The organism is Cryobacterium sp. Hz9, assembly GCF_004402825.1.
In the GTDB taxonomy this organism is placed as follows: Bacteria; Actinomycetota; Actinomycetes; order Actinomycetales; family Microbacteriaceae; genus Cryobacterium; species Cryobacterium gelidum.
This window is the reverse complement of sequence record NZ_SOFC01000001.1, coordinates 85463-98760: the sequence shown is the minus strand read 5'-3', so window position 1 is coordinate 98760 and position 13298 is coordinate 85463. Positions and strand designations below refer to the sequence as shown.

At 63.0% G+C, this 13298-nt stretch carries 12 protein-coding genes and 1 other RNA gene; 7 read left to right on the top strand and 6 right to left on the bottom strand.

The genetic code is table 11. The features are described 5' to 3' along the window. Positions 1-30 precede the first annotated feature (30 nt). From lipB to E3N85_RS00425, 3 genes are read left to right on the top strand one after another with little or no spacing between them, the layout of a single operon-like run. Positions 31-711: a lipoyl(octanoyl) transferase LipB gene (lipB, locus tag E3N85_RS00435; protein ID WP_134458293.1), complete on the top strand. Its 681-nt coding sequence runs from the start codon at positions 31-33 to the stop codon at positions 709-711. After that, complete coding sequence (gene lipA, locus E3N85_RS00430) at positions 708-1697, top strand: lipoyl synthase (RefSeq protein WP_134458291.1); 990 nt, start codon at positions 708-710, stop codon at positions 1695-1697. Before lipB ends, lipA begins: the two co-directional genes overlap by 4 nt. A gap of 47 nt (positions 1698-1744) precedes the next feature. Beyond that, positions 1745-2452 (top strand): DUF4191 domain-containing protein, encoded by a 708-nt coding sequence (locus E3N85_RS00425; RefSeq protein ID WP_134458289.1) that lies wholly within the window; start codon positions 1745-1747, stop codon positions 2450-2452. Between the two features lie 83 nt (positions 2453-2535). Here E3N85_RS00425 and E3N85_RS00420 read toward each other — a convergent pair whose 3' ends face one another. Further along, positions 2536-2964, bottom strand: a complete 429-nt coding sequence (locus E3N85_RS00420) for an RDD family protein (RefSeq protein ID WP_134458287.1) — start codon at positions 2962-2964, stop codon at positions 2536-2538. Between the two features lie 144 nt (positions 2965-3108). Here E3N85_RS00420 and glnA point away from each other — a divergent pair, with 144 nt between their 5' ends. Beyond that, a complete protein-coding gene (gene glnA, locus E3N85_RS00415) occupies positions 3109-4533 on the top strand; it encodes a type I glutamate--ammonia ligase (RefSeq protein ID WP_134458285.1) in 1425 nt (474 codons plus the stop codon). A 137-nt stretch (positions 4534-4670) separates the two neighbouring features. On the opposite strand, the gene E3N85_RS00410 is transcribed toward glnA, so the two are convergent. Both E3N85_RS00410 and E3N85_RS00405 read right to left on the bottom strand, forming a co-directional pair. Then, positions 4671-7766, bottom strand: coding sequence for a bifunctional [glutamine synthetase] adenylyltransferase/[glutamine synthetase]-adenylyl-L-tyrosine phosphorylase (locus E3N85_RS00410; protein WP_134458283.1), 3096 nt, complete (start codon positions 7764-7766; stop codon positions 4671-4673). Positions 7767-7849: 83 nt separating this feature from the next. Further along, positions 7850-9187 (bottom strand): glutamine synthetase family protein, encoded by a 1338-nt coding sequence (locus tag E3N85_RS00405; protein WP_134458281.1) that lies wholly within the window; start codon positions 9185-9187, stop codon positions 7850-7852. Positions 9188-9286: 99 nt separating this feature from the next. On the opposite strand from E3N85_RS00405, the gene panB reads away from it, so the two are divergent. Beyond that, positions 9287-10171 carry a 3-methyl-2-oxobutanoate hydroxymethyltransferase gene (panB, locus tag E3N85_RS00400; protein WP_134458279.1) on the top strand — a complete coding sequence of 295 codons (885 nt, stop codon included), beginning with the start codon at positions 9287-9289 and terminating at the stop codon, positions 10169-10171. Positions 10172-10195: 24 nt separating this feature from the next. Here the strand turns inward: panB and E3N85_RS00395 are convergent, their stop codons facing one another. Next, positions 10196-10384, bottom strand: coding sequence for an SPOR domain-containing protein (locus E3N85_RS00395; RefSeq protein ID WP_134458277.1), 189 nt, complete (start codon positions 10382-10384; stop codon positions 10196-10198). A 12-nt stretch (positions 10385-10396) separates the two neighbouring features. Between E3N85_RS00395 and map the strand changes: the two genes are divergently transcribed. Further along, entirely contained in the window at positions 10397-11260 is an 864-nt protein-coding gene (gene map, locus E3N85_RS00390) for a type I methionyl aminopeptidase (protein ID WP_134458275.1), read from the top strand. Positions 11261-11290: 30 nt separating this feature from the next. Beyond that, the gene (ppgK, locus tag E3N85_RS00385) at positions 11291-12049 is read left to right on the top strand and encodes a polyphosphate--glucose phosphotransferase (RefSeq protein WP_134458273.1); all 759 of its coding nucleotides are present in this window, start codon (positions 11291-11293) and stop codon (positions 12047-12049) included. 69 nt (positions 12050-12118) lie between these two features. Here the strand turns inward: ppgK and rnpB are convergent. Both rnpB and E3N85_RS00375 read right to left on the bottom strand, forming a co-directional pair. After that, positions 12119-12511, bottom strand: an RNA gene (gene rnpB / locus E3N85_RS00380) — RNase P RNA component class A. A gap of 48 nt (positions 12512-12559) precedes the next feature. Next, on the bottom strand, positions 12560-13297 hold the full coding sequence (locus E3N85_RS00375; protein ID WP_134458271.1) for a zinc ribbon domain-containing protein: 738 nt from the start codon (positions 13295-13297) through the stop codon (positions 12560-12562). Position 13298 lies beyond the last annotated feature (1 nt).

The following is a 13298-nucleotide window of genomic DNA, read 5'->3' as shown; positions in this document are numbered from 1 at the left end:
AGCAGCTCCCGTGCCCCCTAGACTGAGCAGATGCTCGACTTTGTCGTCGCGGGGCTAAGCGCCAACTCCGTGCCGTATGTTGAGGGCCTTGAGCTCCAACGCGCAGTCCATCGCTCCGTCGTCGCACTGGAGCGACCGGACACCGTCCTCCTTTTGGAGCATCCGGCCGTGTACACCGCCGGAAAACGCACCCTGCCCGACGAACGGCCCGTGGATGCCACGCCGGTCATAGACGTCGACCGGGGTGGCAAAATCACCTGGCACGGCCCGGGACAGCTGGTCGGTTATCCAATCCTGCACCTGCAGGAACCCGTCGACGTCGTCGGCTACGTTCGGTCACTCGAAGGCATCCTGATCGAGGTGTTGATCGAATTCGGTATCGCTGCAATCCGCGTCGCCGGACGCTCCGGGGTGTGGGTCGGTTCAGCTGGCCACGAAGATAAGATCGCCGCCATCGGAATCCGCGTCGCCCAAGGCGTCACCATGCACGGCTTCGCGCTTAACTGCAGTAACTCGCTCGAACCATACTCTCGCATCATCGCCTGCGGAATTCGGGATGCCGGCGTGACCACAATGTCACGCGTGCTCGGGCGCACCGTCGACCCGGGTGAATTAGTCGACCCGATCACGGCCGCCTTCCGCCGGAACACGAGCATGAACCCCGCCAGTATGACCCCCGCCAGCCTCGACACCGTCAGGACGAACGCATGAGCGCAGTACCCGAAGGCCGCAAACTCTTGCGCTTGGAAATTCGTAACGCCGAAACGCCGATTGAACGCAAGCCAGCCTGGATCAAGACGGTCGCCAAAATGGGACCGGAGTATCAAAAACTACAGGGCCTGGTCAAGAGCGAAAATCTGCACACCGTCTGCCAGGAGGCGGGCTGCCCGAACATTTTTGAATGTTGGGAAGACCGCGAAGCGACCTTCCTGATCGGTGGCTCACAGTGCACTAGACGGTGTGACTTCTGCCAGATCGATACCGGCAAACCCGCCGACTATGACACCGACGAACCGCGCCGCGTGGGCGAATCCGTTGTGACGATGAACCTGCGCTATGCAACCGTGACCGGCGTCGCCCGCGACGACCTGCCGGATGAGGGAGCCTGGCTCTATGCGGAAACGATTCGTCAAATTCACCAGCAAAGCCCCGGTACCGGTGTCGAGATTCTCGTGCCGGACTTCTCCGGCAATCCGGAGCACCTCGCCCAGGTGTTCGACGCCAAACCGGAGGTTTTCGCCCACAACGTCGAAACCGTGCCGCGCATCTTCAAGCGCATCCGCCCGGCATTCCGGTATGACCGTTCACTCGACGTGCTCACTCAGGGTCGCAACGCCAGGCTGATCACCAAGTCCAACCTCATACTCGGCATGGGTGAGGAACGCGCCGAGATCACCCAAGCGCTGCACGACCTGCACGAGGCCGGCACCGACATCATCACTATCACGCAGTATCTGCGCCCGAGCGCGCGGCACCTGCCGGTCGCCCGCTGGGTGCGCCCGGAAGAATTCGTCGAGCTCAACGAGGAAGCCAAGGAGATCGGCTTTCTCGGCGTTCTCTCCGGGCCCCTCGTGCGCTCGTCCTATCGTGCGGGTCGACTGTGGGCGCAGTCGATGGTCGCGACCGGACGGGAAATTCCCGCCGAATTACGCCAGTTGGCTGATGCTCAACTCGGGTTTACCCAGGCCGCTTCGTGACGCAATTCGGTCACGCGGCATTCGAGTGACTGGGTAGTCTTATACCTATGGCACGCAGCAAGGAAAAGACCCCAAAAAAACCAAAACAGCCCGGCCGCCTGAAGCAAATGTGGCAGGTTTTCCAGATGACGAGACGCTACGACTCGAACATCGTCTGGATTCTGGTTGTGGCCTTCGTCGTACCCATTCTGATCAGTTTGGCACTGGCCCTGTTGATTCCGGGCAGCAACGTTTTCACTTTGGTGCTGTGGATCATCGCCGGCGTGCTCGCCGGTATCCTGGCGATGCTGATCATTCTTGGACGACGTGCCGAAAAGGCCGCGTACTCACAGATCGAGGGTCAGCCCGGAGCGGTAGGGGCCGTGTTGCGCAGCTCGCTGAAGCGGGGATGGGTCGGCAGTGAGATGCCGGTGGCCGTCAACGGCAAGACGCAGGATGCGGTCTATCGTGCGGTTGGCCGCGGCGGCGTCGTACTGATCAGTGAGGGTCCCAAGACGCGCACTACCCGCATGCTCGACGAAGAAAAACGCAAGATCGTGCGCATCGGTGGGAATGTCGGCGTGACGGTGATCTCGGTTGGCCCTGACGAAGACGCCGTTCCGCTACATAAGCTCGCTCGCCGCCTGACCCGGATCAAGCCCACCCTGACCAAAGCCGAAGTGCTCGCCGTCAACAACCGTCTCAACTCCATGGGCACGAAACTTCCCATTCCCAAGGGCGTCGACCCGATGAAGGCCCGCCCTCAGCGCGGCTGATCGCCACGAAACGATGAAGGGGCCGGGCGCTGCGCGCCCGGCCCCTTCATCGTTCTCGCTCATGTCGTTCTCCCTGTTTCGGACTATGACCGAATGAGAGCCGTCCCCGCGATTTTGTCGTGGAAACCACGTTGGTCGGAATCCCAGACCAGCGCGGGCAGCGCGATCCCCAGCAGCACCGTGCGCACAAGGGGACGCCACAATCCGACCCATCCGCCATGGATGGAAATGATCCGCAGCCCCACGAGCCGATGACCGATGCTGGCGCCGATCGTGGGTATGAACGCAATCTGCAGGATCACGAAGATGATCAGGTTCGCGGCCGGGTCGTAGCTGAAGAAGATCGAAGATACCCCGATCGCGATGCCCCAGTCGATGGCGAAGCCAAGCAGGCGTCGCCCGGGGCGACCTATGGAACCGGACCCGGTCTGGGGCAATCCGAGGCGCTCCCCCGGCCATTTACTCGGTGGAAGCTGACCAAATGTGTTCGGGCGGGAGTTGGAGTCTGGCACCCGATGAGTCTACCGAGAGGGCGTCCCTGTAACATGGGCGAAACATAAGCGTCACGGACAAGTAACGCGGCGCTACTAATCTCAGGGGAGCCGTTGTGTCCGATTCGGCCATTTCCACGCCCTCGTCGTCTGGAGTTATTCCGCATGTTCCGCGATTCGTCCGAAGTGCTTAAATTCATCAAAGAGAATGACGTCAAGTTTCTTGACATCCGTTTCACCGATCTCCCCGGTGTGCAGCAGCACTTCAACATTCCGGCATCCACCGTCGACGAAGAGTTCTTCACCGTAGGCCAAATGTTCGATGGTTCCTCGATCCGCGGCTTCGCGTCGATTCACGAATCCGACATGCAGCTCATCCCCGACGTGTCGACCGCATACCTCGACCCGTTCCGCACCGAGAAGACGCTCATCATGCTCTTCGACATCTACAACCCGCGTAACGGTGAAATCTACTCCAAGGACCCGCGCCAGGTCGCCAAGAAGGCCGAGAAATACCTCGCTTCCACGGGCATCGGAGACACGGCCCTCTTCGGTTCTGAAGCGGAGTTCTACATCTTCGACGATGTGCGCTACGAAGTGAACCAGCACACGAGCTTTTACTCCGTTGACTCCGGCGAAGGCGCCTGGAACTCCGGCAAGAAGGAAGTCGGCGGAAACCTCGCCAACAAGACGCCGTTCAAGGGCGGATACTTTCCGGTCAGCCCGGTTGACCAGCACGTCGATATGCGCGACGACATCTGCCTCAAATTGATTGAATCGGGCCTCATTCTCGAACGCAGTCATCACGAGGTCGGCACCGGCGGCCAGGGTGAGATCAACTACCGATTCGACACGATGGTTCACGCCGCCGACGACCTGCTGAAGTTCAAGTACATCGTCAAGAACACGGCGCACGACTGGGGCAAGACCGCAACGTTCATGCCCAAGCCGTTGTTCGGCGACAACGGCTCTGGCATGCACACGCACCAGTCCCTGTGGGCTGATGGCAAGCCGTTGTTCTACGATGAGGCCGGCTATGGCGGACTGTCCGACGTGGCTCGCTGGTACATCGGAGGCCTGCTCAAGCACGCCCCGGCCGTGCTCGCGTTCACGAACCCCACGGTCAACTCCTACCACCGTCTCGTTCCCGGATTCGAGGCCCCGGTCAACCTGGTCTACTCGGCCGGTAACCGCTCGGCGTCGATCCGCATCCCGATCACCGGAACCAACCCGAAGGCCAAGCGTCTTGAATTCCGCGCTCCCGACGCGTCCGGTAACCCGTACCTCGCCTTTGCCGCACAGCTCATGGCCGGCCTCGACGGAATCAAGAACCGTACCGAGCCGCACGAGCCCGTCGACAAGGACCTCTACGAGTTGCCGCCCGAGGAAGCGAAGAACATCCCCCAAGTTCCCGCGTCACTCGAGGAGGCCCTGCAGGCTCTCGAAGCAGACCACGACTTTCTGCTCGCCGGAAACGTGTTCACGCCCGAACTGATCGAGACCTGGATCCAGTACAAGCGCGAAAACGAGATCAAGCCGCTCGCCCAGCGTCCGCACCCGTTCGAGTTCGAGCTGTACTACGGCGTCTAAGCCACAGCAGTCTGAGCCCGGTCCGCAGGGGCCCGGCAAACGAGCAGGGACCGCATCCTCGGATGCGGTCCCTGCTTCGTTGCGGTGCGGGGTGTGTGTGGCGTCCGACGGCGGGCGTGCACCAGCCGCCCGGACGCTCAACCGACCATGGGCCCCGGACGATCTACCGGACCGTAGAAGAGGCGCTCGAATACGGCGCGGGCACGTCGGGTCACGGCGAGGTAGTCGTCCTCGAGTTGGTTGCCAGACCCGGGTGGGTATTCCATCACCCGGGCGATGCCCTCGAGGGCCGCGCGATCGCTGGGCAGCACGTTCGAGGTGTGATTCGTCCACAGTGTGATGGCGGAGCGGGCCCGAGACGTGAAGATCCACGCGCTGCGCAAGACCGCGGCATCCGCTGCCGGTATCAAACCGGCGCTGACGGCCTCGGCCAACGCCGACAGGGTGGACGTCGTGCGTAGCACCGGAATTGCCGCGGCATGCTGCAGCTGAAGCAGCTGGACCAGCCATTCCACGTCGCTGAGTGACCCCCTACCCAATTTCAGGTGCCGGTTCGGGTCGGCGCCCTGCGGCAGACGCTCGTTCTCGACCCGAGCCTTGATGCGGCGAACCTCGCGCACGGCCTGCTCGCTGATGGCGGCGGGGTACCGCACCTCGTCGGCAACGGCCTCGAAGTCCCGCAGCAACGCCGCGTCGCCAGCCACACCACGACCGCGGAGGAGCGCCTGGGCTTCCCAGGTGAGTGACCAGCGGCGGTAGTACGCCTGATAGGAGTCGAGCGACCGAACGACCGGCCCATTGCTGCCCTCTGGCCGCAAGCCGATGTCCAGATCGAGCGGCAAACGCCCGTCTTCGCTGAGTCGGTTCAGTTCGCGCACAATATAACGAGCACGTTCGTTGGCCGCTTCTCCGTCGAGAGTGCCGGCGCGAAACACGTACATGACGTCGGCGTCGGAGCCGAAACCGAGTTCGGCGCCACCAAACCGGCCCATGCCGATCACACCGAATTCAATCCCGTCACCGTCGGACGCGCCATCGTCCGCCCCGTTGGCACCTCCCTGACGTATCAGGGCTCCCCCACGAATGGCAGCGATGACGCCCTGAATATAGGTCGCGTTGACATCGGTCAATCCGCGCCCGAGCTGATCGAGATCGATCTGACCGAGCAGCGCTGCGAAAGCCAGTCGAAGCATCTCGCGCCGGCGGGCCGCACCCAAGATGGTTGCGGCGGCGTCCGGACTTTCATGCCGGCCCAGCACCGCGCGGGCCTCGTCCTGCAAGGCTTTCAGCGGCCGTGGCTGCAGGTCGGCCTCGTCTTCAAGCCAGGCCACTGCTTCCGGGATTTTCTCCAACAGCTCGCCGATGTACCGGCTTCCAGACAATACCCGGGTGAGACGCTCGGCGGCACCTGAGGAGTCGCGCAGCATCCGCAGGAACCAATAGGTCGAACCGAGGTTGTCGCTCAGGCGCCGGAAGGCCAGAAAGCCGTAGTCGGGATCGGCTCCCTGTGAGAGCCATTGCAACAGCACCGGGAGCAGATGCCGCTGAATCGCCGCGCGTCGAGATACTCCGCCGGAGAGGGCCGCGATGTGCGCGAGAGCGCCCTTGGTGTTGAGAAAACCGATGGCCGCCAGACGAGCCTCGGCCTGCGCACTCGTCAGGTTGAGGCCTTCGGCCGGAAGCGACGCTACCGCCGACAGCAGAGGACGGTAGAACAGCCGCTCGTGCAAGCCGCGCACCCTGTGCTTGGTCTCCGACCAGCGAACGGTGAGCCCCGCTGCGCTGGTGGCTAAGCCGCTCGACCGGGCCAACACCCGCAGATTTGCTTCGTCGCGCGGCATCAGGTGGGTGCGGCGCAGCTTGTGCAGCTGCAGCCGATGTTCCATCAGGCGCAGCATGCGATAGTCCTGCGCGAATTCGGTCGCTTCGGCCCGGCCGACATACCCGGCGTTGGCGAGAGCGATCAAGGCGGGGAGGGTGCCGGCCTGGCGCACGTCGGGGTCGGCCTGGCCATGGACGAGCTGGAGCAGTTGTACCGTGAACTCGATATCGCGCAGCCCGCCCGGGCCGAGCTTGAGCTGCACATCGACCTCATCGTCTGGGATATTCTCGGTGACCCGCTCCCGCATCCGCTGAACGGATTCGACGAAGTTCTCACGACTGGCGCTGCTCCAGACTTTGGGCATGACGGCGTCGATGTAGCGGGCGCCGAGCTCGCGGTCACCGGCCAGTGTGCGGGCCTTGAGCAGGGCTTGGAACTCCCAACTCTTGGCCCACCGGTCGTAGTAGGCCAGGTGTGATTGGATCGATCGCACGAGCGCGCCACTCTTGCCTTCCGGACGCAGATTCGGATCGACCTCCCACAACTCCGGTTCAATGGCGGATTCGCCCAGGCCGCGCATGATCAGTACGGCAAGCCGGGTAGCGATTTCAACGGAGCGCGCGCTGCCCAGGCCAGCAGATTCGTCGCCGTCGGCGACGAAAATGACGTCGACGTCGCTCACATAGTTGAGCTCGCTCGCGCCGGCCTTGCCCATGCCGATAATCGCGAAGCGGGTAGCGCGTACCTGTTCGGTCGTAAATACGCCGCGCCCGGCAGTGTCGCCGCTGGACATCGTTCGGGCGACCGCGAGGGCGGCTTCGAGCGCGGCGGTAGCGAGGTCGGACAGGGTGCGGGCGATACCGTCGAGCCCTGCTACGGGGTCGGTTTGTTCGAGGTCGTAGGCCGCAAGCTGTGCCAGGCGTCGGCGATAGCGCACTCGGAGGGCGATCCAGGCCGCATCACCGACCAGAAGGGAGAAGCCGTCGGCCGCTCTGACCGAGTCCAAGAGGTCGTTCACCAGATCGTCGACGCCGGGAAGAACAGCCAGCGGTGTCGCCAGGACCGACAATTCGTGCGGGTGCCGGAGGAAGAATTCGCTGAGCCCGCTGGACGCTCCGAGGACTTTGAGCAGCCGCGTGGCCGAGGCGGGTGTCTGGAGGAGTTCGAACAGTTCAGCGGATCCCTGCCGGAGCAGCGCGACCAGCGCGACGAGGGCGGCATCCGGGCTTGCCGTTGCGGTGAGCAGCGGTAACAGCACGCGCGTATCGGTCAACCGACCGGTCGGCCCGGACGCGGTGTGCGGGATGGCCGCCCCGAGCGTGGCAACCTCGTCGAGCCGGCCATGCACCTCCCCGAGGTCAACGAAACCGACCCGCACAAGTTCGGTCAGGGACAGTTGCAAACGCTCCATCGCGGGCGATTCCTTCGACTGGTCGGGTCTGGTTTTTGAAGCTGGGTGCGTCTGCCGAATCGTCCTCAAACGCGCATGACGCGCTAGAGCATCTCGAGGTTCTTTTCAAGTTCGAACGGGGTGACCTGCGACCGGTAGTCACGCCACTCCTGCCGCTTGTTCAGTAGAACGTAGTTGAAGACCTGTTCGCCGAGCGTTTCTGCGACCAGCTCGGACTCTTCCATGAACTGGATAGCGTGATCGAGGCTGGCCGGCAGCTGCGTGTAGCCGAGCGCACGGCGTTCGGTGTCGCTGAGGCTCCACACGTTGTCTTCAGCCTCGGGTGGTAATTCGTAGCCCTCATCGATCCCCTTGAGGCCGGCAGCCAGCATGAGCGAATACGCGAGGTAGGGGTTGGCCGCAGAGTCAATGGCGCGGTACTCGACGCGGGCGCTCTGGCCCTTGTTGGGTTTGTAGAGCGGCACGCGCACCAGAGCTGAACGGTTGTTGTGACCCCAGCAGACGAAGCTCGGGGCCTCGTCGCCGCCCCACAGCCGCTTGTACGAGTTAACAAACTGGTTGGTCACGGCCGTGATCTCGGGGGCGTGTTTAAGCAACCCGGCGATGAACTGGCGGCCGATCTTGGAGAGCTGGTATTTAGCACCGGGCTCATAGAACGCGTTTGCGTCACCCTCAAACAGCGACATGTGCGTGTGCATGCCGGAACCGGGGTGCTCCGACATGGGCTTGGGCATAAACGTCGCGTAGACGCCCTGCTCGATCGCGACTTCCTTGACGACGGTACGGAAGGTCATGATGTTGTCGGCGGTGGTGAGTGCGTCGGCATAGCGCAGGTCAATTTCGTTCTGGCCGGGACCCGCCTCGTGGTGGCTGAATTCCACGGAAATTCCTAGGTCTTCGAGCATGCGCACGGAGCGACGACGGAAGTCATGGGCGGTTCCGCCGGGAACGTTGTCGAAGTAGCCGGCCGAGTCGACCGGAGTCGGACCGTTCTTGCCATACTTCGACGACTTGAGCAGATAGAACTCCACCTCGGGGTGGGTGTAGAACGTGAAGCCGCGGTCGGCCGCTTTGGCCAGGGTGCGCTTGAGCACGTTGCGAGGGTCGGCGACGGCGGGCTGGCCGTCGGGTGTGGTGATGTCGCAGAACATGCGGGCGGTGGGATCGACTTCCCCGCGCCAGGGCAGAATCTGGAACGTGGTGGGATCCGGGTGAGCCAGGACATCCGCTTCAAAGGAGCGGGTGAGGCCCTCGATGGCGGAACCGTCGAAGCCGAGGCCTTCGTTGAACGCGCCCTCGACCTCGGCGGGTGCAATGGCCACCGATTTGAGGGTGCCGACGACATCGGTGAACCAGAGCCGAATGAACTTGATTCCTCGCTCCTCGATGGTCCGAAGAACGAAGTCGCGCTGCTTGTCCATTCACGCTCTTTCTGATTGCTCCAACACGTACCTACCTGGGTAACTACTATCTAGGGTACTGGCTCCAAGCACGAGTGCTTGCCTGACTACACTTGTCGCATGCCAGAGTTGACAGCACCCGAGCCGGACCGCGCGGTTTCTCCCGCTGATGCTGCGGGGCAGTATCCCTTCAATACGGCGGCCGGGCCCAAGCGGGTGCGTACCCGCCACTTTCAGACTGCCAAGTCGCAGGGCATCCCGATTACGGGCCTGACCAGCTACGACATGCTGACCGCCCAGATCTTCGACGAAGCAGGGATCGATTTTCTGCTGGTGGGCGATTCGGCCGGCAACAACGTGTTCGGGTATGAGACGACCCTCCCGGTCACCGTCGACGAGCTCATCCCACTGTCGCGTGCCGTTGCTCGCGCGGTCAACCGGGCACTCGTCGTCGCCGACATGCCGTTCGGTTCGTACGAGAGCGGGCCGGATCAAGCCCTGGCGACCGCCGTGCGCTTCATGAAAGAAGCCCAGGTACACGCCGTCAAGCTCGAGGGCGGCCAGCGCAGCCACAAGCAGATCAGGCGTATCGTCTCGGCCGGCATCCCTGTGATGGGGCATGTGGGATTCACTCCGCAAAGCGAACACGGCTTGGGGGGCCACATCATTCAGGGGCGGGGGGAAGCCGCCGAGGAACTCCTCGCGGACGCTCTCGCCGTGCAGGACGCCGGGGCATTTGCCGTCGTGCTGGAGATGGTGCCGGCGAGCGTCGCCGCACGCGTGACGGAACAACTGGCGATCCCGACCATCGGGGTCGGAGCGGGGCCATCCGTTGATGGACAGCTGCTGGTGTGGACGGACTTTGCCGGTATGACGAGCGGGCGGGTGCCCAAGTTCGTGCGTCAGTACGCCGACGTGCGGGCGGTGCTGGCGGATGCTGTGCAGCGGTTCACCGCGGACGTCAAGTCCGGCGCCTACCCTGCTCCCGAGCACAGCTACGAGTAGCCCCTGCCGCGGGCTAGGCCGGAATCAGCGGGCGTCGCGCGCGTCGTCTTCAGACCACTTGGCGCTGTTCGCGCGCAACTTCTCGAGAGCATGGGCGGCCTCGTCGCGTGTTGCAAACGGCCCCACCCGATCCAGCGACGTCGATTGAAAACCCTGCTCCACTTCGCCGGTGCGCATGTTGTACCAGAATGCGTGTTCTTTGTCCTCGGCCATAAGCTTGATCCTATGCCTAAGGATTCAACTGGTCACCTCATCCCGGGAACGGTGTCATCGACCCGTTTCGTTCCGTCACACATCGTTCGCCCGGAGTATGTGGGCAAGAAGGGCCCGAGCACCTTTACCGGCTCGGACGTCTACTCGAGCGAGAAGATCGATCTCATTCGGGAGTCCGGTCGCATCGCTGCCGAGGCCATTGCCGCTGTGGGACGGGCAATTGTTCCCGGCGTCACAACCGAGGAGCTGGACCAGATCGGTCACGACTACCTCGTGGCCAACGACGCCTACCCCTCCACACTCGGTTACCGCGGCTACCCCAAGTCGTTGTGCAGTTCGGTGAATGAGGTCATCTGCCACGGAATCCCCGACAATACGGTGCTCGACAATGGTGACATCGTCAACATCGACATCACGGCGTACAAGCACGGTGTGCACGGCGACACCAACGTGACGTTCATCGTCGGCGACGCCAGCGCGGAGGTGACACTGCTGGTCGAACGAACCCGGGAGGCGCTCACCCGGGGTATCAAAGCTGTCGCCCCCGGTCGCGAGGTCAACGTCATCGGACGCGCCATCGAGTCCTATGCCAAACGGTTCGATTACGGTGTCGTGCGCGACTACACCGGCCACGGCGTCGGCGAGGCTTTCCACTCCGGTCTCATCATTCCGCACTACGACGCGCCACAGTACAACACGGTCATGGAGGTCGGGATGGTCTTCACCATCGAGCCGATGCTCACCCTCGGAACGAGCGATTGGGATATCTGGAGCGATGACTGGACGGTGCTCACCCGTGACCATAGCGTGACCGCGCAGTTTGAACACACCCTCGTGGTGACCGAGCGCGGCGCCGAGATCCTGACCCTGGCCTGACCGACTTTCTCTTACAGATAGGGTCAAGTCATGACTGCAACGACGGCAATCGGCATCGACATCGGCGGCACGGGAATCAAAGGAGCGGTGGTCGACCTGTCGACCGGCGCGCTCCTCTCCGAACGGGTGAAGCTGCCCACGCCCAAGGGCGGTCGGCCGCAGGACATTGTCGAGACCACCCGCACCCTGCTCGACACCGTCTCGAAGGACGTCGGCGAGCTGCCGGTCGGCGTCTGCTTTCCCGCCGTCGTGAAGAACGGACACACCATGTCGGCGGCGAACGTATCGTCGAAGTGGATTGGCCTGGCCGCCGAAGCCCTCTTTGAAAAGGCTCTCGATCTGCCGATTCACTTCGTCAACGACGCGGATGCCGCCGGTTACGCGGAATCACAATTCGGTGCGGCCAGGGGCGTAGCCGGCGTCGTCCTGCTGACCACCCTCGGCACCGGCATCGGCTCGGCACTGATCAACGACGGCGTCCTGGTGCCCAACACAGAACTGGGACACCTCGAGATTGACGGCCAGGATTACGAGACTCGCGCGGCCTACTCCGCCAAGGAGCGTGAGGACCTCAGCTGGGAAAAGTGGGCCACACGCCTGCAAAAGTATTACTCGACGCTGGAACGGCTCTTCTCCCCCGATCTGTTCATCGTTGGCGGCGGTGTATCCAAGCACCACGAGAACTTTCTGCCCCTGCTCAATCTGAGGACGCGGATCATCCCCGCGGTGCATCGCAATAACGCCGGAATTCTCGGCGCAGCGGCTTTGGCAGCCCGGTTTCCCGGCTGATTCAAACGCCCCGGCCCGGCTGGCCCGGTGTGCGGCGTGTGGCGTGTGGCGTCAAAGGCATTACGGGGTGGAATGGGCCAGCTAGTACGCCGGGTTCTGTCCAGGTGTTTGCACACCGTCGACGGCCATCTATCTCGTGACTACGTTGCCGCAGCCCTCTAGCGGTCTACCCGAAAGCTCGGCGAGCCGCCTCAACGCTTTCTGTCTGACCTTGCTCCGGACGAGGTTTACCAAGCCGACCAGGTCACCCTGGCCTCTGGTGGTCTCTTACACCACCGTTTCACCCTTACCACCAGCCGGGCCCGAAGGCTCGACGTCGTGGCGGTCTACTTTCTGTGGCACTGTCTCGCGGGTTGCCCCGGGTGGGTGTTACCCACCATCCTGCTCTGTGGAGCCCGGACGTTCCTCGGCATCCGCTTGGCCCGAAGATCAAACGAATGACGCGACCGTCTTGCCGACCCATTCCGAAGAATAAGTCTACAGGGCGGGCAAGACAGCGCTGAACCCGGGTTAGATTCCCGACTCTTCGGTGCGCACCAGTACGGCGCCACAGTCGGGGCAGAAGATGACGTCGTCGGTCGGCGCCTGGCGGGCATCAGCGAGGTCGCTCCCGGTCAGGGTCATCGTGCATCCGCTGCAGGTACGGGCCCGAAGCAGGGCTGCGGCGTTGCCGTGGCCAGTGATGCGCAGGCGCTCGTACAGTGTCGCGAGGTCTTCGGGGATGGTTGCGGCCACGGTGGCACGGTCTCGAACGAGTTCGTCGAGCTGACGCGTGAGGTCTACCAGCACCTCGTCGCGCGCGGACTCGGTCAATTTCACTCGGTCGACGATGGCAGCACGTTCCTTTTCCACTACGGCGACGGCCGCTTCGTGCTCTTCCTGACGCTCCAAAACAGCGATCTCGATCTCTTCGAGATCAAACAGGCGTTTCTTGAGCGAGGCGATTTCAGAGTCCAGAGCCTGGATGTCCTTGATCGAGGAGGTGTGCTGCAGACGGTCTGTATCGCGGGCGATGCGCTTCTCAACGACCTCGACGTCGCTCTCAATGCGTCCCAATTCGGTGCGCACATCGTCGAGTTCGCCCGACCGACCGAGCAGCTTCATGCGGCTGGCTTCCGCCTCACGATTGAGCGAGGCCAGCTCGGTGTGCTGAACGAGCGACTTTGACTGGTGGCTGAGCTGAAGAACCTTGATGTCGAGGGCCTGAAGCCGCAGAAGTTCCTTCTGCTGGAGTGGTGATGCCTTCACG